Origin of the sequence: Pseudacidovorax sp. NFM-22 (assembly GCF_021401245.1) — a bacterium.
GTDB lineage: Bacteria > Pseudomonadota > Gammaproteobacteria > Burkholderiales > Burkholderiaceae_C > Xenophilus.
The window spans coordinates 1,149,089-1,171,497 of record NZ_JACBFY010000001.1; the positions used below are offsets into that span (position 1 = coordinate 1,149,089).

The 22,409-nt window shown below is 70.2% G+C and carries 20 protein-coding genes; 3 read left to right on the top strand and 17 right to left on the bottom strand.

The window, feature by feature from the left end:
• Positions 1–6: 6 nt before the first annotated feature.
• The 10 genes from L0984_RS05180 to L0984_RS05225 form a co-directional block, all read right to left on the bottom strand.
• The gene (locus tag L0984_RS05180) at positions 7–1,185 is read right to left on the bottom strand and encodes a CMD domain-containing protein (RefSeq protein ID WP_234192647.1); all 1,179 of its coding nucleotides are present in this window, start codon (positions 1,183–1,185) and stop codon (positions 7–9) included.
• Positions 1,182–2,492: an acyl-CoA thioesterase/bile acid-CoA:amino acid N-acyltransferase family protein gene (locus L0984_RS05185; protein WP_234192648.1), complete on the bottom strand. Its 1,311-nt coding sequence runs from the start codon at positions 2,490–2,492 to the stop codon at positions 1,182–1,184. The genes L0984_RS05180 and L0984_RS05185 overlap by 4 nt, the downstream gene beginning before the upstream one ends.
• Before the next feature lie 10 nt (positions 2,493–2,502).
• Positions 2,503–4,077 (bottom strand): ABC transporter substrate-binding protein, encoded by a 1,575-nt coding sequence (locus L0984_RS05190; protein ID WP_234192649.1) that lies wholly within the window; start codon positions 4,075–4,077, stop codon positions 2,503–2,505.
• 40 nt (positions 4,078–4,117) lie between these two features.
• On the bottom strand, positions 4,118–5,161 hold the full coding sequence (locus L0984_RS05195; protein ID WP_234192650.1) for an ABC transporter ATP-binding protein: 1,044 nt from the start codon (positions 5,159–5,161) through the stop codon (positions 4,118–4,120).
• Positions 5,158–6,150, bottom strand: a complete 993-nt coding sequence (locus tag L0984_RS05200; protein WP_234192651.1) for an ABC transporter ATP-binding protein — start codon at positions 6,148–6,150, stop codon at positions 5,158–5,160. Before L0984_RS05200 ends, L0984_RS05195 begins: the two co-directional genes overlap by 4 nt.
• Positions 6,147–7,070 (bottom strand): ABC transporter permease, encoded by a 924-nt coding sequence (locus L0984_RS05205; protein ID WP_234192652.1) that lies wholly within the window; start codon positions 7,068–7,070, stop codon positions 6,147–6,149. The genes L0984_RS05200 and L0984_RS05205 overlap by 4 nt, the downstream gene beginning before the upstream one ends.
• Entirely contained in the window at positions 7,067–8,041 is a 975-nt protein-coding gene (locus tag L0984_RS05210; RefSeq protein ID WP_234192653.1) for an ABC transporter permease, read from the bottom strand. Before L0984_RS05210 ends, L0984_RS05205 begins: the two co-directional genes overlap by 4 nt.
• Positions 8,038–9,549 (bottom strand): SidA/IucD/PvdA family monooxygenase, encoded by a 1,512-nt coding sequence (locus L0984_RS05215; protein ID WP_234192654.1) that lies wholly within the window; start codon positions 9,547–9,549, stop codon positions 8,038–8,040. Before L0984_RS05215 ends, L0984_RS05210 begins: the two co-directional genes overlap by 4 nt.
• A gap of 13 nt (positions 9,550–9,562) precedes the next feature.
• Positions 9,563–10,591, bottom strand: a complete 1,029-nt coding sequence (locus L0984_RS05220; protein ID WP_234192655.1) for a LysR family transcriptional regulator — start codon at positions 10,589–10,591, stop codon at positions 9,563–9,565.
• A 333-nt stretch (positions 10,592–10,924) separates the two neighbouring features.
• Positions 10,925–11,128: a hypothetical protein gene (locus tag L0984_RS05225; RefSeq protein ID WP_234192656.1), complete on the bottom strand. Its 204-nt coding sequence runs from the start codon at positions 11,126–11,128 to the stop codon at positions 10,925–10,927.
• A gap of 200 nt (positions 11,129–11,328) precedes the next feature.
• Here L0984_RS05225 and L0984_RS29780 point away from each other — a divergent pair, with 200 nt between their 5' ends.
• Complete coding sequence (locus tag L0984_RS29780; RefSeq protein WP_255697128.1) at positions 11,329–11,460, top strand: hypothetical protein; 132 nt, start codon at positions 11,329–11,331, stop codon at positions 11,458–11,460.
• 362 nt (positions 11,461–11,822) lie between these two features.
• Positions 11,823–12,557 carry a DNA/RNA non-specific endonuclease gene (locus tag L0984_RS05230; RefSeq protein WP_370645889.1) on the top strand — a complete coding sequence of 245 codons (735 nt, stop codon included), beginning with the start codon at positions 11,823–11,825 and terminating at the stop codon, positions 12,555–12,557.
• A gap of 113 nt (positions 12,558–12,670) precedes the next feature.
• Here the strand turns inward: L0984_RS05230 and L0984_RS05235 are convergent, their stop codons facing one another.
• The 3 genes from L0984_RS05235 to L0984_RS05245 all read right to left on the bottom strand — a co-directional run bounded on the left by L0984_RS05235 (position 12,671) and on the right by L0984_RS05245 (position 17,043).
• On the bottom strand, positions 12,671–14,383 hold the full coding sequence (locus L0984_RS05235) for an ion transporter (RefSeq protein WP_234192657.1): 1,713 nt from the start codon (positions 14,381–14,383) through the stop codon (positions 12,671–12,673).
• A gap of 39 nt (positions 14,384–14,422) precedes the next feature.
• Positions 14,423–14,974, bottom strand: coding sequence for a hypothetical protein (locus tag L0984_RS05240; protein WP_234192658.1), 552 nt, complete (start codon positions 14,972–14,974; stop codon positions 14,423–14,425).
• A gap of 140 nt (positions 14,975–15,114) precedes the next feature.
• Positions 15,115–17,043 (bottom strand): solute carrier family 23 protein, encoded by a 1,929-nt coding sequence (locus L0984_RS05245; protein ID WP_234192659.1) that lies wholly within the window; start codon positions 17,041–17,043, stop codon positions 15,115–15,117.
• A 524-nt stretch (positions 17,044–17,567) separates the two neighbouring features.
• Between L0984_RS05245 and L0984_RS05250 the strand changes: the two genes are divergently transcribed.
• Positions 17,568–18,236 (top strand): enoyl-CoA hydratase/isomerase family protein, encoded by a 669-nt coding sequence (locus L0984_RS05250; RefSeq protein ID WP_234192660.1) that lies wholly within the window; start codon positions 17,568–17,570, stop codon positions 18,234–18,236.
• Positions 18,237–18,287: 51 nt separating this feature from the next.
• On the opposite strand, the gene L0984_RS05255 is transcribed toward L0984_RS05250, so the two are convergent.
• From L0984_RS05255 to L0984_RS05270, 4 genes are read right to left on the bottom strand one after another with little or no spacing between them, the layout of a single operon-like run.
• Positions 18,288–18,986, bottom strand: a complete 699-nt coding sequence (locus tag L0984_RS05255; RefSeq protein ID WP_234192661.1) for a prepilin-type N-terminal cleavage/methylation domain-containing protein — start codon at positions 18,984–18,986, stop codon at positions 18,288–18,290.
• A gap of 20 nt (positions 18,987–19,006) precedes the next feature.
• The gene (locus tag L0984_RS05260) at positions 19,007–20,134 is read right to left on the bottom strand and encodes a type II secretion system protein (RefSeq protein WP_234192662.1); all 1,128 of its coding nucleotides are present in this window, start codon (positions 20,132–20,134) and stop codon (positions 19,007–19,009) included.
• Positions 20,131–21,222, bottom strand: a complete 1,092-nt coding sequence (locus L0984_RS05265) for a prepilin-type N-terminal cleavage/methylation domain-containing protein (protein ID WP_234192663.1) — start codon at positions 21,220–21,222, stop codon at positions 20,131–20,133. The genes L0984_RS05260 and L0984_RS05265 overlap by 4 nt, the downstream gene beginning before the upstream one ends.
• Positions 21,219–22,316 carry a hypothetical protein gene (locus tag L0984_RS05270; RefSeq protein WP_234192664.1) on the bottom strand — a complete coding sequence of 366 codons (1,098 nt, stop codon included), beginning with the start codon at positions 22,314–22,316 and terminating at the stop codon, positions 21,219–21,221. Before L0984_RS05270 ends, L0984_RS05265 begins: the two co-directional genes overlap by 4 nt.
• Positions 22,317–22,409 lie beyond the last annotated feature (93 nt).

Sequence of the window (22,409 nt, forward strand, 5' to 3'; positions counted from 1 at the left end):
AAGGGCTCAGCCCTCGCCGCCGTACACCGGCTCGCCCAGGTTGAGCATCAGCCGGTTGGCCCAGGCGAAGATGGCGATGGCATGGACCAGGTCCAGGATCTCCAGGTCCGACAGGCCCGCCGCGCGCAGCGGTGCGATGTCACTGGCGCCGAAGCCGGCCGGGGCTGCCGTGAGCGTGATGGAGGCCTGCACGATGGCCCGCTCGCGCGCGTTGGTGCCGGCGCCCTGCGGTTCGTGGAAGACCTGCGCGATCACGTCGTTGCGCTTGGCCAGTTGCTCGAAGCGCTGGGCATGCACGGAGGCGCAGTACACGCAGCCGTTGATGCGCGAGACCACCGCGCTCGCCAGCTCGCGCTCAGCCCTCGACAGGCCGCCGGGCGCATACATGATGGCGTTGAAGACCGTGGAGCGCTCCTGCAGGATGGCCGGCTGCTGCACCAGCAGCAGGTAGTAGTCGCTGGTCTTGGCCTTGGGATGGCTGGTCTCCAGCACCGCGGTCTGCTCCGGTGTCGCGTTAGCCAGGTCCAGCACCGGCAGCCAGGCCTTCCAGCCCAGCGTCTCGCTGGTGAAGCCGTTGATGCGCAGCGGCTCGCCCGGCTTGGGCAGGTTGGCGGGGTGCACGAAGGGCGCTGTGTCCTCTGTCGTCGCGGCCGATGGGGCCAGCGCATCGCCGGCCGCGGCCAGCGCCTGCAGGCCGGCCAGCACGCGCACCTGGTAGGCCACGTAGGCGATCAGTTGGGCCAACGCCACCACGGCCGGCGTGTCGATGCCGGCGGCGGGCAGGCGCAGCAGCGCGGCCTGGTCGCCTTCGACAGGCTTGTCGGCCAGGGCGATGGCGAAGCGCAGGATCTCGGTCAGACGGGCGTCGTCGGCCGGCACCGCGTTGCCATCGAGCGCGGCCTGCTGGGCGGCGGTGGGCGTGCCCAGCGCCAGCAGCTGCGTCCGGTAGTGGTCGGCCAGGGCCGTCACGCCGGCACGGCGCGCGATCTCGTGCGCGGCCAGCAGACGCTCGGCCAGGCTCAGGCCGGTCAGCGCCGGGTCGAACAGCCGCGCGTGGCTGCCCTGCGTGGCCGTGACCACCTTGTCGCGCTGGTGGCGCACGGCATGCAGCGGCGCGCCATCGGCCAGCGGTACCAGCGCGTCGATCAGGTCGGGGACGGTGGGGGTGGAGGCAGCAGAAGTCATGGCTTGGCCTTGGCCGCCGAGGCGGCCTGTTGGAGGAAGTCGCGCACGCCGGCCCAGGAAGCCTCGTCGGCATGCGCATTGGCGGCGGGCGTGCCGCCGCTGGTGCTGAGCCGTCCCGAGACCGGATGGGCATAGGCCAGCTGCGTGGTCGGCACGTAAGGAAAGACGATGGAATGGCCGGCGCCCTCGAAGTCGAGGTGCTCCACCGGCCACGGGTGGCCATGCGCGGCCAGGCGCTCGACCACCATGCGCCCATAGAGGCTGGACGGCCAGGAGCCGTCGTCGGTGGCCGACAGCAGCATCACCGGCCCGCGGATGCGCTCGACAGGGATGCGGGCGCGCTCCACGGCCTCGGCGTCCTGCAGGGCAGTGAGCAAGGCATTGGCATGGCGACGCGGCTCCGGGCCTTCGTCCCAGGGCGCCCAGGTCGCCGTGCGGTTGCCCTGCCACAGGTGCGGCAGCGGCTGGCCGCGCCACCACCAGGCCGGGCCGTTGCGGCTGTCGGGACCGTTGGCCGGGTTGCAGGCGTTCTGCGCGCTGTGCACCACGGCGCCGGGCACGTAGCCGATCACGGCCGAGACCATCTCGGGCATCAGCGTGGCGAGCAGCAGCACCAGCTCGCCCCCGCGCGACTGGCCCGACAGCGCGACGAAGCCGCCCGCGGGTTTCAGCTGCGCATGCATCCATTGGAGGGCCGTCTCGAAATACTCCAGGTGCGTGTCCGAGATGTGATCCGGCCGGCCGGGCGACTTGAAGTAGCCCAGCGCCAGCGCCGCGTAGCCGTGCGAGGCATAGAGCGCCGCACGCGGCTCGTTGATGCCGCCCCCGCTGCCGTTGAGCACCATCACCGCCGGATGCGGGCCCGGCCCCGGCGGCAGGAAGAGCGTGGCCGACAGGCCGTCGTCCCGCACCTCGCGGCGCGTCACGCCCTCACCCATCAACCGCTGCACGAAGGCGGCCTGCCAGCGACTGCCGTCCGCGCGCGTGAGCACCAGCTCGGTCGTGAGCGGCGCAGCAGGCTCGGCCGCGAAGACCTCGCGCGGCGCGCCGGGCCGCTCGGGCACCTGCGCCCAGACCAGACCCATGGGCGAGACGCCCTCGTAGCTGCCGCCGGCCAGCGGCGCATCGCGGCCCAGGTCCACGGTGCCGTCGGCATCGGCGATCAGCCCGACCTGCGCCGTCCAGGCGATGCCCGGGCCGCGCACGGTGCGGCTCTCGATGCGCACCCGCTCGCCGGGCGCCAGTCCTTCGGCCGCGATGCGCCGCGGCACATCGATCAGCGCATCGGCGGGCGTGACTTGCAGCATCGGTGCAGCCTCAGTTGGTCCTGGTGACCTGCATGGCCGTCGTGCGGTCGCTCAGCAGCGGCACCACCTTCAGGCCCTTCTTGGCGGCCCAGATGTTCTGGTAGTGGAAGAGCGGAATGTGGCCCACGTCGTCGGTCACCAGCTTGGCCGCGTGGCGGAAGATGGCTTCGCGCCGGCGGGCGTCGAACTCGACGGTGGCGGCGTCCAGCGCCTTGTCCACGTTCTCGTTGCTGTAGCGGCCCCAGTTGTTGATGCCGCGACCGCGCTGGGGGTCGTAGCTGGCCAGGGTCTGCAGCAGGCCGTAGCCGGCCTCGCCGGTGCCGTTGCCCCAGGCGATCACGCTGACGGCGTATTCGTTCTTGGAGGCGCGGCCCGAATACACCGACCAGGGCACCACTTCCACCTTGGTCTTGACGCCGATGCGCGACCAGAACTGCGCCACGGCCTGCACCGTCTCGGGCGCCTGCGGATAGCGGTCGCCGGGCACGTGGATGGCGATCTGGAAGCCCTGCGGATAGCCGGCCTCGGCCAGCAGCTTCTTGGCCTGCTCGGCGTTGTAGGGAATGTCCTTGACCTCGGGGTTGTAGCCGAAGCTGTTCTTGGGCATCCACTGGTTGGCCTCGGTCACGGTGCCCTGCAGCACGCGGTCGACGATGGCCTTGCGATTGATGCCCAGCGACAGCGCCTGCCGCACGCGCAGGTCGGTCAGCGGGTTCTTGTCGAGCACCTTGCCGGCGTTGTCGGTGATGAACTCGTTGGGGCCTTCGCGCAGCGTGGGCTGCAGGAGCAGCACGCGCAGGCCGGGGTAGGTGTAGACGCTGACCTTCGGGTCCTTGCGCAGCTTCTCGACATCGGTGACGGCCACCTTGTCGATCACGTCCACGTCGCCGGCCAGCAGCGCCGCGGTGCGGGCCGCGCCGTTGTTGATGAAGCGGTAGGTCACCTTGTCCCACTGCGGCTTGGGGCCCCAGTAGCCGGGGTTGCGCTCGAACACGGTGCGGTCGCCCGGCGTGTACGAGATGAACTTGTACGGGCCGGTGCCCACCACGGCCTTGCCGCTGTTGTAGTCCTCGGTGCGCGCCTTCTCGCCCACATGCTTGCTCACCACGTAGATGGAGGCGATCTCCAGCGGCAGCATGGGGTTGGGCGTGCTGGTCTTGACGATCAGCGTGCCCGGGTCCTTGGCGGTGGCCGATTCGACCGAGCGCAGCGCGCCCGAGTACGAGGCCACCGAGCCCGGCACGCTGCGCGCACGCTGGAAGGAGAACACGATGTCCTCGGCCGACACGGGCGTGCCGTCCTGCCACTTGATGGCGGTGTTGATCTTGAATTCCCAGGTCTTGTCGTCCAGTGACTTCCAGCTGGAGGCCAGGCCCGGGTCCAGCTTGCCGCCGTCGCGCGAGGTGACCAGCGAATCCCAGAAATGCAGCGCCAGCGAGCGGTCGCCCGCATGGTTGTTGAGCTGCGGGTCCACCGACGAGACGGGATCGGCGAAGCCGATGGCGAGGTTCTGCGCCGCGGCGCCGGCGGCGGCGATCAGGGCGGCGGCCGCGACGGCCGCGGTGCGCAGGGAATGGGGAGTCATGGGCGATCCTTTCGTCAGGGAACAGCGGGAAGGGGGGCGATCAGAGGGCGTCCAGGTGGCAGGCGCTCTGGTGATGGATGGCGACGCCGCGAAGTTGAGGCACCTCGGTGCGGCAGCGGTCCATGGCGTGCGGACACCGTGGATGGAAGTGGCAGCCGCTGGGCGGCGCCAGCGGGCTGGGAATCTCGCCGCGGATGGGCGCGAACTGCGCACGCCGGGCATCGATGCGCGGAATCTCCTGCAGCAGCGCCCGGGTGTAGGGATGCCGCGGGTTGGCGAAAAGCTCGTCCACCGGCGCCGACTCGACCACGCGGCCGAGGTACATCACGACCACGCGGTCGCACAGGTGCTCGATCACGCCCAGGTCATGGCTGATGAACAGGTAGGCCAGGCCCAGCTGCTCGCGCAGGTCCATGAACAGGTTGAGGATCTGCGCCTGGATCGACACGTCCAGCGCGGCCACCGCCTCGTCGCAGACCAGCATGCGCGGCTGCACCGCCAGCGCCCGGGCGATGCCGATGCGCTGGCGCTGGCCACCGCTGAACTGGTGCGGGTAGCGGTGGCGCAGCGACGGATCGAGCCCGGCGCGTTCGAGCTGGGCGCAGACGTAGTCGTCCTCGCCGGCCGCGTCGGTCAGGCCGTGCAGCCGCGCCGCCTCGCCCACGATGCGGGCCACGCGCAGGCGCGGGTTGAGGCTGCCGAAGGGGTCCTGGAAGACCATCTGCACCTTCAGCCGCGCGGCAAGCCGGGCGCGGTCATCCATCCGTGCGATGTCGTGGCCGTCGACGAAGACCTCGCCCTCGCTCGGCGCCAGCAAACCGGCGGCGATGCGGCCCAGCGTGGACTTGCCGCAGCCCGATTCGCCCACCAGGCCGACCACCTCGCCGGGCTGCACCTGCAGGTCCACATGGTCCACGGCATGGGTGATGGCGGGCGCCTCGCCCAGGCCCAGGGTGCGCAGGCGGCGGTCCAGCCAGCCTTCCTGACGCTCGCCGAAGCGCTTGGAGATGGCGCGCAGATCGACCAGCGGCGTGGCCGCTGCCGGGTGCGCCATGTCGATGGCAGAAGAAGGCAGTGCGCTCATTCAGCGGCTCCCGGATGGATGCAGCGCGCCTGGTGCGCGGGCACCTCGGCCCGTGGCGCGACGAGGGCCGGCACGGCCGCCTGGCACTCTGGCGTGGCCCGCGGGCAGCGCGGTGCGAAGGCGCAGCCGGCGGGCAGGCGCGCCAGATGCGGCGCCATGCCCGGAATCTGCTTGAGCCGCGCCCCGCGCCGGTTGGCGCTGGGCAGGCTGCCGATGAGACCCTGCGTGTAGGGATGCTGCGGCCGGTCGAGCACGTCGTCCACCGCGCCGATCTCCACGATGCGACCGGCATACATCACCGCGATCGCATCGGCCAGGCCAGCCACCACCGACAGGTCGTGGCTGATCCAGATCATGGCGGTGCCGCTGTCCTTCACCAGCTTCTGCATCTCCGACAGGATCTGCGCCTGGATGGTCACGTCCAGCGCCGTCGTCGGCTCGTCCGCGATGATCAGCGCCGGCTTGTGCAGCAGCGCGATGGCGATCGCCACCCGCTGGCGCATGCCGCCCGAGAGCTGGTGCGGATAGGCGCGCAGCCGCTCTTCGGGGCTGGGGATGCCCATCAGCGCCAGCGTCTCGGCCGCATGGCGGCGGGCGGTGGCGGTGTCCACGTCGCGGTGGGCGCGCACGGCCTCGACCATCTGCACGTCGATGCGCAGCACCGGGTTCAGGGTGGCCATCGGGTCCTGGAAGATCATGGCGATGCGGTCGCCGCGCAACTGCCGCAAGGCTTTGGGCGGCAGCGTGCGCAGGTCCTGCCCCTGGAACAGCACCTCGCCGCCTTCGATGCGCCCGGGCGGATCGACCAGGCCCATGACCGAGAACCCGGTCACCGACTTGCCCGAGCCCGACTCGCCCACCAGGCCCAGCACCTGGCCGCGGCCCAGCGTGAAGGACACGCCATCGACCACGGGCAGCACGCCATCGCGGGTGTGGAAGCGGGTGCGCAGATCGCGCAGCTCCAGCACGGGAGTGGCTTCGCCGCTCATTTCTGCAACCTCGGATTCAGGACATCGCGCAGTTGGTCGCCCACCAGGTTGATCGCGACGATGGTGGCCAGCAGCGCCAGGCCGGGGAAGAGGCTGATCCAGTATTCGTTGGACAGCAGGTACTGGTAGCCATTGGAGATCAGCAGGCCCAGCGAGGGCTCGGTGATCGGCACGCCCAGCCCCAGGAAGGACAGCGTCGCCTCCAGCGTGATGGCCCGCGCCACCTGCAGCGCGCCGATCACCAGCAGCGGCGGCAGGCAGTTGGGCAGCACATGGCCGACCAGGATGCGCCAGGGCGGAATGCCCTGGCCGCGGGCGGCATCGACATACTCGCGCCGCGTCTCCACCAGCGCCTGACCGCGCGCGGTGCGGGCGTAGTAGGCCCATTCGAGCAGCACCAGCGTGAGCACGACGTTGGTGATGCCCTTGCCCAGGTAGGCCAGGATCATCAGCGCCATCAGGATGGTCGGAAAGGACAGCAGCAGGTCCACCAGCCGCATCAGCAGCGCGTCGACCCGGCCGCCTGCATAGGCGGCCAGCAGGCCCACCAGCGTGCCCAGCACTGCCGCGATGAGGGCCGAGCCCACGCCCACGCCCAGGCTGATGCGCAGGCCGTAGACGATGGCCGAGTACAGGTCGCGGCCCTGGCCGTCGGTGCCCAGCCAGTAGGTGTACCCGCCCTCGCCGCGCGGCGAGCCGGGCGGCAGGCGGGCGTCGAGCACGTCCAACTGCAGCAGGTCGTACGGGTTCTGCGGCGTGATCCACGGCGCGGCCAGGGCCACGACGACGACCACGGCCAGCATCAGCAGCCCGGCAATGGCGACGCGCGACTGCAGGAAGTCGCTGCCCACGCGCCACCAGAAGCCGCGTTCGGGCTTCGGTGCGGCGGTGGACGAAGAAGAGGTCGGCAACGCGCTCACTTGGCGCCCTCCAGCCGCACGCGCGGGTCGAGCAGGCGGTAGAGCACGTCCACCACCAGGTTGAGCGTCACGAAGATCACGACCACCACCATCAGGTAGGCGACCACCACGGGGCGGTCCAGCGAATTGATGCTGTCCAGGATCAGCTTGCCGGCCCCGGGCCAGGCAAAGATGGTCTCGGTGACGACCGCATAGGCGATGGTCGAGCCCAGCTCCAGGCCCAGCACCGTGACCAGCGGGATCAGCGTGTTGCGCAGCACGTGCACGCCCACCACCCGCACGGGCGACAGGCCCTTGGCGCGCGCGAACTTGACGAAGTCCTGCGGCAGCACCTCGCGCACGCCGGCGCGCGTGAGCCGCAGCACCAGCGAGATCTTGAACAGCGCCAGGTTGAAGGCGGGCAGCAGCAGGTGCTGCAGCCCGTCGAGCGTGAGCCAGGACCATTCGATGCCGAACAGGCTGCGCGTCTCGCCGCGGCCGCCGGCCGGCAGCCAGCCCAGTTGCACGCTGAACACCATGATCAGCATCAGCGCCACCCAGAAGGCCGGCAGCGAGAAGCCCACGATGCTGGTGGCCATGATGGCGCGCGACGCCGGATGCTCCGGTTTCATGCCCGCGAACAGGCCCAGCGGCACGCCGATGAGCACGGCCATCAGCAGCGCGGCCACGGCCAGCTCCATCGTGGCCGGCAGGCGCGCCAGGATGATGCGGATGGCCTCGTCGTGGTAGACGAAGCTCTTGCCCAGCTGGCCCTGCACCGCGCCTTCGAGGAAGGCCAGGTATTGGCGCCACAGCGGCTGGTCCAGCCCCAGGCGGGCGATGGCGGCGGCCCGCTCGGCCTGGTTCATGTCGTCGCCGATCAGGATGTCCACCGGGTTGCCGATAGCATGCAGCCCGACGAAGACGATCAGCGTCATCGCCCACACGACCAGCAGCGCCTGGCCGAGCCGGCGCAGCAGCCAACCGATCATGGGGCCGCCCCTTCGCGCGCCGGGACGGCCTGCTCGTCATAGACCGGGAACGCGGCCTCGGTCCATTCGTGGCCTTCGAGCTCGGGCTCGGCATAGCGCTGCATGGCGGCGAAATGCGCGTCGGCGTCCTCCACCATCAGCTGGCCGGCCAGGCCGCGGGCCAGGCGCTGCGAGCCGTCGGTGATCTGCGGGATGTCGCCCGCGCCGGCGCCCTGCGACAGCGCGGCGGCGTAGTTGTAGCAATGGATGCGCTCCAGGCCCGGGCAACTGCCGGGCTCGCGCGGCTGGAACTCGAACAGCGGGCCCAGGTCGGGCGACTCGGACAGTTCCTCGTCGTCCTGGCCCTCGGGCGCGGCGAAGCGGTCGCGCCACAGCCGCACATGGGGCTGCAGGCCGGCGAACTCGGGGCGCTGCGACCAGTCGATGCGAAAGCCGGTGCAGAAGATGACGAAGTCCGCCGCCAGCGGGCCCTTGGCCGTCTCGACCCGGATCACGCCATCGGACCGCACCGAGGCACCGGTCGCCCCGGCGCCCAGGTGGAAATGCGCCTGGGCATGGCGCGACACACGCAGCGTGCTGCCCTGCGGCGGCGGCACCTGCTGCACGTTGAGGTAATGGCGGAAGCGCCACTTCCATTCGTCCGGCAGCATCCAGTAGCCGTGCGACATGCCGGGGCTGCCCGAACCCTTGCCCTTGTTGATGCGCGGCAGCTCGCGGCGGCGGATCAAAAGGTCGACGCGGGCGGCGCCGTTCTCCAGCGCGGTGGCCGCGGCGTCCATGGCCGAGGCACCACCGCCGATCACGGCCACGCGTTGGCCGCGCAACATGGCGCCGTCCCAGGCATGCGAAGAATGAACCCAGCGCTCGCGCGGCAGGGCATGGGCCCAGTCCGGCACCCACGGGCCGCCCAGGCCGTCACGGCCGGTGGCGATGACCACGTGGCGCGCGAGCACGGTGTGGGCGCGGTCGCCCTCGCCTTCGTCGACCAGGTCCAGCTGCACCACGCCATCGGCGCGCGGACGCACCGCCGCCACGCGCTGGCGGTTGCGCACATCCAGCCGCAGCACCTGGCGGTACCAGCGCAGGTAGTCCATCCACTGCAGGCGCGGGATCTTGTCGAGCGCGCGCCAGGCCTCGAGCCCGAACTGCGACTCGAACCAGGCGCGGAAGGTCAGCGCCGGCAGCCCCAGGGCGGGGCCGGTCAGCTCCTTGGGCGAGCGCAGCGTCTCCATGCGCGCCGTGGTCGCCCAGGGCCCCTCGAAGCCGGCCGGCGACTGGTCGAACACCACCGCCTGCACGCCCAGGTGCTTGAGCGAAGCCGACAGCGTGAGCCCCGCCATGCCGCCGCCGATGACGACCACGTCGATCACCGACTGGCCGTCGCGCGCGCTGGGGGGCACCCAGTGCTTCGGCGGCAGGCCGAGCCAGAGCAGGTCCTGGCGCAGCCGCTGCTCCAGGTGGGGCAGGCCGGCCGGGGGCGTGAAGGCATCGGGGGCGGGCGAACTCATGGGGCGCTTTCGGTCAAGGTCGGGAAGAAGAGGAAGGCTCGGCCTGCGAGGCTTGCAAGAGCCGCGCATGGGCCTCGGGCGGATGGGCGACGAAACCGGGCAGGCGCGTCGCCGCCTGCTGAAGCGCATCGGCGAGGGCCTGCACCCGGCGGGTGACGGGCCGGCCCTGCGGCACCACGGCGCCGAAGAAGAAGGGGATGTGCACGTCCAGCGGCCGCACCTGCACGCCGGCCAGGGGCACGCCGTGCACCGTGAGCGGGTCCAGCAGCGCGATGCCCAGCCCCGCTCGCACCAGGGCCTGGGCGTTGACGGAGGAATTGGTGTCGATGACGTCCGCGCCGCGCGCGCCGCCCTCGCCTGCCGATGCGCTTTCGCCGGCTGCGTCGGCGTCGGTGGCGGCACGGCCCAGAAGCGCATCGATGCGGTGGCGCAGCCGGAAGGGGTTGCTCAGGGTGACCAGCCGACGCCCCGCGAGCGCGGCGGCGGGCACGACCTCGTGCGCGGCCAGCGGGTCGCCATCGGGCAGCAGGGCCACGCAGGGCGCCTCGCCGATCCACAGCACCTGCAGCCCGCGGTGTTCCAGCGGCAGGCTGGAGACGCCCAGCTGCACCGCGCCAGCCAGCACCGATTCCATCACCCGCTCCGGCGATCCGCTCACCAGGCGCACCGCGCCGGTGCCCTCGCCCGCTTCCAGGGCCTGCAAGGCCGCCGGCACGAGGCCCAGCGCCGCAGCCGACGTGGCCGCCAGCACCAGCGGTTGCGCGCCGCCACGGCCGATCTCGTCCACCCGCTGCTGCAGCCGCCGCCAGTCGCCCAGCAGCTGCTGCACCTCCTCGAAGAGCTGGAAGCCCTCGGCCGTCGGCGCCACGCGGGGTCCGTGGCGGGTGAAGAGCGCATAGCCCGCCGCCGCCTCCAGCTCGTGGATCAGGCGGGTGACGGCCGGCTGGGAGCGGTCGAGCAGACGCGCCGCGCCCGTGATGCTCCCGGAGGACATCACGGCGGCGAAGGCTTCGAGCTGACGAATATCGAGGTTCTTGATCATCCGATTTGCGGATGATCAAGCATGAAGCATGCAAGCTTCAAATACTTTTATCGAGAAAGCTTATTCGGGGGGCGGCGCGGCGGCCGGGATGGACCGCCGGTAGCCCCGCGTGGGTGCTGGCTTTCCCGGATGAAGCCGGGACGGGCTCCTGTTCCGGCCGACGCCGGGGCGAAAAAAAGCCCCAGGGCTGGGGCAACGTCGTTGAGCCTGTCCATTGATTGAAGTGGGACCGGCGGCACCGGGAGTCGGTGCCAGCGCCAGCCAGTCCTGCGACGCCGACGGCCGCTCTCAGGGGTCGAGGCTGCGCGCCGGGTGCCCCGGCCGTACGGCCGATCAGCCGTGCTGGGCGCGATCCGCGGCGCCCGGCGCCAGGATGCCGAAGACGGAAGACGCGAAGGCCGCGGCACCGGGCATCGCGCCGTTCAGATCGCGCTCCTCCCATTCCGCCGCCTGATGGCTGGCCCAGATCAGGCTGAAGAAGAAGAGGCCGCACGCCACTTCCACGGCGATGAGCGAGACAACGATGAAAACCCACATGGCAGCACCTGAAAAATTACGTCAAAACGTTACACCTCGAAACGTACGGTCCGCAACTGACGTTGACCCGACCCTCTTGAAAACGCCCTATGAAGGGCATAGGAAAAACGCTGAGTCGTGCGCTTTTGCACAGAAGCGCAGCGAAGCCCGCCGCGGTGGCCACCCGCGCGACGAGGGCGGTGCCGCTCAGTACACAGTCAGTGACAACCATTAACGTGGCGGCCATGGCACGCAAGGAAGACTTCGCCCACAAGGCCTCGCTGCGGGCCACCGTTCTGGCTCTTTGGCTCGTGGCGGCCACATTGGCCGTCGCGGCCATGCTGATGCAGTGAAGTGGAAACAACCCCATGCCGCGTCGCGGCTCCAAGCGGCCGCCGGAGGCGGTTGCGCATCGGGCACGTCCAAGCCTGCAGTGGCGGGCTTGGAGCCGCGGCGGTTTGATGCGATAGGGTTACTACTTAGCGCCCTGAAGACTTGAGGGGGTGCCAGCCAGGCGCAGCCGAGTCGACTCGCCCTTCCCCATCGACACGCACGCGCCCGGCGCTGACAGCAGGGCACCGCAACCGGCGGCGGGCTGCTCAGTAGACTCGCCGCCTTCATGGCGAATCTGAACAAACGTTTCCAACTCCTCCCAACCTTTTCACAAACTGTCGTCGCCCTGGCCGCGGCCGTGCTGCTCCTCGGCTGCGGGCCCTTGGAGCCCCACCCGCGCGGCGCCCGCGCCTCGGCTGCCGCCGCACGGCCGGCACCCGCCACCGCGGCGCTCAACCAGGATTTCGGCCGCTGTCCCCAGTTCTTCGCCGGTGGCCGGGCGCCTGCCGTGGCCATCGGCGGACGCCTTCGGGCCCTGTGCTTCGACAACTTCGCCGTCCTTCATTCCGGGGAGACGCGCACGCCGGTCTACGTGGCCGAGCGGCTGAACCGGGAGATCCTGCTCAAGGCAAAGACGGTGCAGCGCCACGACCGCTTCTTCGCAGACGCCCGCCTGCCCTCGGGCGAGCGCGCCGACCTGGACGACTACCGGGGCTCCGGCTTCGCACGCGGCCACATGGCACCCGCCGCGGACATGCCCACGGACCAGGCGATGGCGCAGTCCTTCAGCCTGGCCAACATGGTCCCGCAGGACCCGCGCCAGAACAGCGGCCCCTGGGCCCGCGTGGAAGAAGACACGCGCAAGTACGTCATGCGTGCGCAGGGGGACGTGCATGTGATCACGGGCCCGGTGTTCGCCGACCAGCGGGCCATCGGCCGCAATGGCGTGCGCGTGCCCTCGCACCTGTTCAAGCTGGTCTACGACCCGGCCACCGGCCGGGCCTGGGCGCATTGGCAGCAGAACCGGCCCGATGCCAAGGTCAACAAGCCGCTGAGCTATGCCGCCTTCCAGCAGTGGCTCAACCTGGACCTGCTGCCGGGCGTGAAGGTCCGCTGAGCGAAGGCCGGCGCCCGCACCTGTTCAGCGTCTTGGGTGTCGCGGCCGTCATGGAGGGCACGACGCGCAGCGAGCGGGGCATCGAAGGAGTGAGCGCGCGGTGGTCCGGCCGGCTACGCGGCCGTGCCGCCGTCGTCGGCGGGCGTGCCGCAGATGCAGGCCCAGGCCCGCCATTCGGCCTCGGTGAGCCGGCCATCGGCCCGTGCCAGGGCGGCGAACCGCGCGTGATCGGCCATGAGGCCGAGCTTGCGGATGTCGCACACGAGCGACTTGAAATGCTCGATCGCATGCGCCGGGTCGGCCGCGATGATGTGCAGCGGCAGCTTGGACAGGTCGGCGGCCATCTCCCGGGCGCGCCGGGCCTCCTGCATGAGCACCTCCACGTCTTCGGCCGACAGGTGCAGCCGCTTGGCCTCCCGGTTGAGGATCTCCGCTTCCTCCTCCGACAGCACGCCATCGCCCAGCATCTCGAAGAGTTCCTGGCGCAGGGCATCGCGCTCCTTGTGCAACTGGTCGGAGAAGGCCGACGACAGCAGCGCCGCCGGGATCGCGAAGATGCCGATGCCGATCAGGGCCAGCACGATGGTCACGGCACGGCCCGCGGGCGTGACCGGCGTGATGTCGCCGTAGCCCACCGACGCCAGCGTGATCACCGCCCAGTAGATGGACTGCGGAATGTTCTCGAACTTGTCGGGCTGCGCGTCGTGCTCGAACACATAGCCCAGGCTCGCCGTCAGCACGACGAGCAGCACCATGATGAAGGCCGCCGCCGCCATCACCGGCCATTCCCGCCCGATCACCTTGGCCAGCGTGCGCGTGGCGTCGGTGTAGCGCGTCAGCTTGAGCAGGCGCAGCAGCCGGAAGATGCGCAGGAAGCGCAGGTCCAGCACGTAGTTGAGGAAGGCTTCCGCAAAGAAGGGCAGGATCGCCAGAAGGTCGACCAGCATGCCCGGGCTGCGTGCCTGCCGCAGCCGGCCGAGCAGGGGCCCTTCGTGGCCTTCCTCTTCGACGCAGGCATACAGCCGCAGGCAGAACTCGAGCGTGAAGATCGCCACCACCGTGATGTCCACCGCCACCAGTTCGAGGTGGAACCGGTCATGGACCCACTGGACGGACTCCAGGATGACCGCCACCACCGAGACGAGCACGCAGCCGGCGATGACGAAATCGAAGGCGCTGTGCAGCCGGCCGCCATGGGGGCTGGCAAACACCAGGGCGTGGGCCTTCTGCCGCAGGCTGCGCCCCGCGTTCAGCTGCCGGAACTCCTGGACGGCCGGCACCAGGAAGCGGAAGAGCTTCAGGATGCGCAAGAGCCGGAAGACCCGCAGGACACGCAGGTCGATGGGCACCACGGCATGCAGCACGCTGGGCAGGATGGCGACGAGGTCCAGGACCGCATAGGGGTTGCGCATGAAGGCCAGCCGCGGACGCGCCGCCCCGGCGAAGGCGGGATCCTCTGGCGCCGTGTAGAGACGCAGGGCGTACTCGATCGCGAACACCGCCACCGAGATCGCGTCGAACAGGTGCAGCCAGCGCCGGGCCGCATCCGGCACGCCCGCCGTGGCCTCGAACACGGTCACCAGCAGGTTGGCGCCGATGAGCCAGGCGATGGCCCGGTCGAAGCGGCGCTGATGGTTGCTGGCATTGCCCGGGTCCAGCAGCCAGGCCCACAGGAGCCGGCGCAGCCGCTGGCGCGGGTTCAGGGCAGAGGCCTCCTGCCGCGCCCGGTCGCCCACGACGGCGGGCACCGGGCCTCGGCCCGCATGGCGGTAGGAACGCGGCTCGGGCGTCTTGGGCTCGTCGGTCATGGAGGGCATGGCGGACATGGATGGAAAGCGTGCGGGGCGTCGCGCGTGGAGTGACGCTCAGAGCGCCAGATCCGCCACGTCGATGGCATAGCCGGCGCTGTCGCAAACCTGCAGCCGCAGCGCCAGGGGATGGGTCAGGGCGTCACCCGGCGCCAGCCCGGCCGCAGTGCCGTGGCCTGCTGCGGCGTCGGATGCAGGCGGCACCCGCCGGCCGACCACGATCTGGCCGAAGGTGGCGTGCGCTCCGTGCTGGCATCGCTCGATCACCTGCAGCGGAGCGCCGCTGAAGGCATTGCGCACGCCCGCCAGCGGCCCGCCCTCGGCCACCAGCGCCCGGGCACAGTCGCCCCAGTGCGGCACCTCGCGAGGCCCGGACGGCGCCAGCGCGCAGGCCTGCGCCACCGGGTCGTCAGCACGGTGCCCGGCCTGCACCATCCATTGGTGAAGGGCGTGTGCCTGCGCCCGGCTCTGCTCGGTGCGCACGGCGCTGGACCAGGTCCGTTGCGCCGCCACCGCCATGCAGACCATGGCGGCCGCGGCGAGGACCAGAAAGACGGCATCGCCGCCGACGCGGCGTTCTGCAGGTGGGGAGGAAGGAGAGACTGGCACGGGCACCACGCAGCACAGGGAGAAGCCCCGGCGTCCGCAACAGGATGCGCCAGTCGGTCGACGGACCATGGCACATCTTTCCTGCCTACGCGCGAGGCGTTGTCATCGATCGTCAATGGGGCCGCGTGCCCCGGCGCGCGTCAGTGGGCCGTGGCCGGGCTGGCGTCGAAGGCGCGCATCCGTGCCGTCACGATGGGATTCGCATCGGCCACCAGGTCGTCGAAGCGGTAGTTGGCGATGCGGGCCATCTCGACCAGCGCCGCCGCGCGCTCGACCGCGGGCGCATTGCCCAGTCGCTGCCACCCCTGGCTCACCATGCGCTCGTAATGCGCGTCGCGGGCACTGATGATGAGTGGGAAGCCGAACTGCGCACGGTAGGCGCGGGCCATGGCCGCCACGTCTTCCTGCGAGGTGGCGGTCATGCCGGCCTTCTCGTGGTCGAGCAGGTACGCATTGGCGCCATCGCCCTCGCTGCCCAGGTCGGGAAAGGCACTCATCAGCGCCGCCTGCTCGTCGACGGTGCCCGTCAGCAGGGTGTTCTGGAAGGCGGTACGCAGCGCATGCGTGTTCTCGAAAGGCCGCAGGGCGAATGCACGCGCCAGCACCCAGTCCATGTTCTGCACCAGGGGACCGAAAGTGGCGTCGAACTCCCTGCGGCCCATGCTGTTGACCTGGTCGAGGCTCACCAGGCTTCCGGGCCGGCCGGCCACGGCGGTGTGGGCGCTGCCGCCCAGGTGGTTGAACACGATGTTCAGCAGGATGGCCGTGAGCGCGCCCAGCGTGATGCCGCTGCCGAACACGATCTCGGCCCAGCTCGGGAATGCCGTGGTGACGAAGGGCTGCGCGGTCACCAGCATGCCCAGGCCCAGGCTGGTGCCCAGGATCACGATGTTGCGGTGGTCGTTGAAATCCACCTTCGAGAGCGTCTGCACGCCCACCACGGCCACGGCGGCGAACATGGCCAGCGCCGCGCCGCCCAGCACGGGGTGAGGAATGCCTTCGACGATGGCGGCGGCCTTGGGCAGGGAGCCCAGCACGATCATGATGAAGCCCGCCGCCACCACCACCCAGCGGCTCTTGACCTGGGTGAGCCGCACCAGGCCGACGTTCTCGGCGAAGCAGGTGTAGGGAAAGGAATTGAACACGCGGCCCAGGAAGGTGGCCGCGCCGTCGGCGCGGATGGCCCGCGCGATGTCCTCGCTACCGATGCGCTTGCGCACGATCTCGCCGGTGGCGTAGACGTCGCCCGTCGTCTCGACCATGGTGATGCACATCACGATCAGCATCGACAGGATGGCCGTGATGCTGAAGGTGGGCATGCCGAAATAGAACGGCGAGGTGTAGCCGAACCAGGCCGAGCCGGCCACCTTGTCGAAGTGCGCATCGCCCAGCGCCCAGGCCACCAGCGTGCCCACCACCAGGCCCAGCAGCACCGCGACCGTGGCCATGAAGCCGCGGAACACGCGCTGGATCAGCACGATCAGCGCCAGCGTGCCGAAGGCATAGAGACAGTTCTTGAGCAACACCGGGTTCTGGATGGCGTTGGGCCCCTTGCCCACCACGATGTCGTTGGCAGCCACCGGCAGCAGGGCGATGCCGATGATCAGGATCACCGAGCCCGTGACGATGGGCGGAAAGAAGCGGATCAGCCGCGCGAAGTAAGGCGCCGCGAAGAAGGTGAACAGCCCGGCCACCAGCACGGAGCCATAGATCTGCAGCAGCCCGGTGACGCCACCGCCCGCGGCCAGGCCGATGGCGATCATGGGGCTCACGGCCGTGAAGGTCACGCCCTGCAGCAGCGGCAACCGCACGCCCACCTTGCCGAGCCCCCAGGCCTGGAGGATGGAGGCGATGCCGCAGGTGAAGAGGTCCGCGTTGATGAGGTGGATCAGCTGCTCGCTGCTCAGGCCCAGCGCACCGGCCAGGATGATCGGCACCAGCACCGCGCCCGCATAGAAGGCCAGCACATGCTGGAAGCCATAGGCCGCGAGCTGGGGAATGGGCAGCACTTCATCGACGGGATGGACCCGGCGCGGCGCCGTGGATGGGGGTGTGACAGCAGTTTGCATGGTCTTGCTCTTGGAGCTTGTGGAGGGAAACGAAGGAAGCGCTGAGGCGCGCGCAGCGCGCCGCGGAGTCCGTTGCCGATGACATGCACGCTCCCTGATTGCTTTTGTTCGTGCGTTCCCGTGACGCCAACGGTCTCCAACGTCGCATCCGGGCATGCAAGGGACATGCCGTCGGACGGGGCGGTGGACATTGAATCGCCAAGACCGCGAACAAGTTCACGACGATCCATCCGCAGACGGCCGAGTTCGCGCGGATGGCACTCTCCATTGGCCTTTCAACGCAGTGGCCCCGCCCTCCGGTGGGTCGCCATGCGCCATTCACGCACCCTGCGACGCACCATTCCATCGCACGATCAACGTCGAATTTTTCTCACCGATTGACACCCCATGGCCTTCCCCGCACCCGACAGGGCTTGGCAACACCACTCGTACATGGGCAGGCTTTCTGCTTGCCACCAAGTGGCTGTGACGGCCTCCGTGCAGGCGGCAGCGGACATGCAATCGAACCCAGGGACTCTCACACCATGACCGTGGACATCGCCTCACCCGACCTTCCTCTCCTCACCTATGCCGGCGGCATCGCCACCATCCGCCTGAACCGCCCCTTGTTCAGCAACTGGGTGCGCGACGAGGACCTGCGCTGGATCCTCAGCACGCTGCTCGCGCTCGATGCCGATCCCGCCGTCAAGGTGGTGGTGCTCACGGCCAACACGGGCGGACAGGCACGGCCGGTCTTCTGCGGCGGCTACGAGATCACCGAGGCCAATCCAGAGGCCCGCGACGCGCTCTTCACCACCACGACGACCGCCCTGGCGCAGCTGCGCCCGGTCACCCTGTGCGCCCTGAGCGGCAGCGTGTACGGACCGGCCCTCGACCTGGTGCTGGCCTGCGACATCCGCGTCGCCGTGAGCGGCACGACCATCCACCTGCCCATGGAGATGAGCCCGCTCAACAGCAAGTCCTTCTATGCGCGCGTCGGCCGCCATCTGGGCATCGACGGCGCAAGGCGCGCCTTCCTCTCGGGCAACGCCATCTCGGCCGAAGAACTGGGTGCCCGAGGCGTGTTCGAAGGCGTGGTCAGGCCGGACGCCTTCGACGGCTACGTCGGCACCCTCGCACGGCAGATCGCCACCCTCGAGGCCAGGACCATCCAGTCGGTCAAGCAGGCCCTCGACGCTGCCCTGCCGGGCTGACCCCCTCGCGCCCCGCCGATGCAGCCGGCCCGAAGTCTGATGGAACGACGCTCAGCGCCCGACCAGCAGGTAGGCCGTCAGCTCCACCGACTCGCCTTCGTCGGCGTTGCGCATGGACGCCGTCTCGTCCTGGCTCCAGTCGGTGGACGCGGCGCCCTGGCCCGCTTCCGAGCCCGCCTCGCGGAACTCGCCGAAGGACGCATCGATGCGCCCGTCCGTCATGGCGTCGAATGCCAGTGCCACCGACGGCGCGAGGCCCGTGATGCGCAGCACATGCCGTGGCACCGCCTGGAAGGTGCCCACGGTCGTGGCCGGCAAGGTCCACAGCACCGTCTCCATGCAGACCTGCACCTCATGGGGTGTGCCGCTCTTGTCGGTGTAGACATAGCGGTCGGGCATCTCGGCCGCCCGTCCGTGCGGCAAGCTCACCCCCTGCGCCAGCATGGCGTTGATGAGCGCATCGCCGCACAGCGGCGTGTTCACCGCGCCCCCGACGGCATAGGAGGGGCTGGTGGTCGAGTCGCCAGGCTGGATGCCGTAGCTGTTGGAGACGAAGGACAGATAGGCCGCACGCCAGCCCAGCACGAAGTCGCTGTACATGCGCTGGGTCATGGCCTGCCGGTAGACGTTCATGCCACCCATGACGGCGCCGATCAGGATCGAGATCACCACCAGCACCAGTGACAGCTCGACCAGGGTGAAGCCGGCCAGCCTCTGTCGGGAGGCGGCCGGTCGTCGTGTATTTCGCATGCTTGGCATTCCTTCCGGGTTCAGTCGAGGCTCATCCCGCCGGCAATGGCGGCGCGGGCCCGCGCCGCAATGGCGTCCACGAGTGCCTGCGCCTGGGACGCCTCGTCGTCGTGGGCCTGCTGGGCCTGCTCTGCTGCACTGGCGAGGTTCAGCGCGAGGCCTTTCAGGGCATCGATCTTTTCGAACAGGGTGATGATGTGCACCGCCACGTCGACGCCCGATGAAGCGCAAGCCGCAATGGCTCCGGGCTCCGCGACGTACTGGGGCACCGTGGCCATGCCCGTCACCACATCTGCGGTCAGGCTGGCCGCATTGGCGCAGGTCGCGAGCACGTTGGCCACTTTCGACGGCTGCCGGGCGGCCTCGGTGACCAGGTCGACGATGTTGTAGAAGTACGACGCCTTCGCGGCATCGAGATTCATGTTGGAGAGCGTGCGCTGCTCATTGGCCGCCAGCGCCATCATCCGCGCGGCCAGTGCGGCATTCATGTAGGCACGCCCCGCGCCCGCCACCAGGCCGCCGCAGTTCAGCTCGCCCCAGAGCTCGGGCAGCGTGCGGGTGACCTGGGCGCCCGCCGCGTCCAGCGCGCCGGCCGCGGTATTGGCGCCCGCGCCGACGCCGGCGCTGAACACCTGGTACGCCCGGGCCACGCGCCCGGTGGGCGCGGCCTTCATGGCCTTGCCGACGAGGTTGCACCAGTGGACGGTCCGGTCGGTGGATGCCTGGTCGAAGCCGACCACGCCCGGTCCGCTCGCGAGGTCGAGATTGATCACCCCGAGTCCGGGCGCCGCCTGCGCCAGCGCATCCCTGTCGATGGCATAGCGCAGGCTGCCGCCGCCGGCGTCGGGCAGCCCGATGGTCACCCAGGGCACGAAGCCGACCCGGCTCGCCATGCCGGCGGCGCAGTTCTCCACCCCGGTGTTGCTCGTCGCCGGACAGGGCAGGCGGGATTGGCGGGCGATGAAGGTCCGGATGGACTGGTCGGCGCGCGTCACCAGGTCCGTGTCGATCGCCTCCCGCGTCGCGACGATCGCGCCGCGCTGCAGCTTCCAGGCCGCCACGGTGAGCAGCCCGAGGATCAGCAGTGCGATCACCACCTCCAGGATCGATAGGCCACGCTGGGCGTGCCGCTGGCGGATGCGCTTCATGATGTCAACCCCAGGGCGGCCAGCCGGGCCAGTTCGCGTTTGGCATCCTCGAGGGCGGCGGCATAGTTGGCCTCCTCGGCCTGCGCCTGCGCCAGGGAGGCATTCAGTGCCGGCAGGTCGGTGTCGGACCAGCGCGAGATCTGCTCGCGCACGAGGTCGGCCTGGAGCACCACCTGGGCGATGCTCGACGCGTAGCCGGCGACCACGGCCAGGTGCGGCACTTCGTTCGCCAGCGACCAGGGCAGCTTGCCCACGTGCATGACTTCCAGGTTCGCCGCGTCGACGATCAGCAACCAGAGCCAGTCATTGAGCCGGGAGCCGCTCAGCACGGCGTTGGTGTTGCGGGCGTTGCCGGCCGTGATGGCATTGCGCCAGTGCGCGGTGTTCAGCTTGGCCAGTTGCAGGAGATCGGTGGCCACGTCGACATACTTGGCCGCCGCCGCCACGCGGGAGAGCCGGTCGCCGCAGCCCAGCGCGGAGAAGAGCTCCGCCGCAGAGATGGCTCGCGCCGCACGCCCCTGCGTCGATCGCAGGGCCGCGGCCGACGAGCCCGGCAACGCCACGTCGCCCGGCGAAGTGGCCGTGGGGCCCGACGACGAATACTCCATCAGGGCCAGCACCGGGATGGCGGTGCCGCCCTGCCCGGCCGCGATCAGCGACGAGGCGGACAAGCGGGTCAGCGACAGGCAGAAGTTCAAGCCCGGCGAATTGATGGCGAAGTTGGCCGACGGGCTGAACACCACCGACGGCGGCTGCGTGACGGCCGCCGCCACGTGGTAGCGCAGCCGATTGCCCCGCGCGTTGCCGGAGAGCTGGGCCGGCGCCCAACCGCCGTCCGAGGCTGGCAGCCGGGCATTGGCGCGGGCGAAGCCCACCAGCGCCCGATAGGCGCTCTGCAGACCGACGTTCTCCCGGTCTGCATTGGCCGCCCCCGTGGTGGACTGGATCAGCCGCGCCGCCACCACCACCGCGACGCCGGTGATCAGCAGCACGATGACGAGTTCAAGCAGGCTGAATCCGCCCTGGCGCCGGTCTCGGCGCCGGGGGCCGCATGCCTTCGCACGCGCAGAACGCAGGGAGAAGGTCATGGTCCGTCTTCCCAGATGAGCGGGCCCCGCGCGTCGACGTCGAAGAGGAAGGCGTTCTGCCCGTCCCAGATGTCCACGGCCTCGTAGCTCGCCTTGAAGTTCCGGGCCTGCGCGAGCTGGATGGCGGCCGCGATCACCCGCGTCTCGAGCGCGAGCACGTCCAGGGCCAGTGCAACCCCTTGAGCTGCCACGATGATGGCCTGAGCCACTTGGACCCCCGCGGCAACACAGGCGGGAAAGTACAGCGCAAAGCATGCCGCGTCGTCCTTGCCCTCGGACACGGCGATGCCGACCCCCAGCGCTGCCACCTCCGTGACGAACGACACCCCCTCGCCGACGGCCATCATCTGCGAGGTCGCCAGCGCATTCACCATGGGCCAGATGGTGTAGAGGCTGTACCAGTAGGCCGCGCCGGAACGCGCGTCCGGCATCGCGCTGTTCCACTGCGCCGCGATCGTGAGCATGTTGAGCGACCCGATCACGGCCCCGCAGTTGCTCGCCATCGCCAGCGAGCGGGCGTTGCCCGCGCGGACGCGCTCGCGGTAGATGAGCGTCTGCTCGCGGTCCTGGTCCTCCAGCGTCGCGCTGCTGCCCGCATTGAGCCCCGTGAACCCCGCCGGGCCGGGCGCCGCGAAACCGTAGACCAGCGGCGTCCTGACGCCCGCCGAGCCGGGCAGGCCACCGTCCACGCCGCCGACGCCAGGGTCGACGATCAGCAACTCGCGGCAGAAATCGTGGCCGTTGACGATGCCGTTGTTGTGCGGGTCCTTGGGGAACACGTCCTTGACGTTCGACAGCCGGGCGTCCGCGAAGTAGCGCAGTCCCTTCAGGCGCTGGGCCACGTCATCGGGCGCGAAGAGCGACGCGACGTCGGCCGGGAACCAGCCCTTGGCCAGCGTACCGTCGCAACGCTCGTTGCCCCCGTACGTGGCGGCCGGACAGGGCAGTCGCCCCTTGATGGCCGCAAACCCCTTCGTCACGGCATCGGCCTTGTCCAGGAGCACGTCCTGCGCCAGGCGGTCGGCGGCGAGCTGCTCGACCTCCCAGCGGTAGTAGACGACGAAGGCCACCACGCCCAGCAGGACCGCAAGCATGGTCACGGCCAGCAGCGAAAAGCCCTGCTGGCCTTGACGCGCGGCACGGCCAGGCTGCCACGATGGCGGACGGCGCCGCCAGGTCGCGGGGCC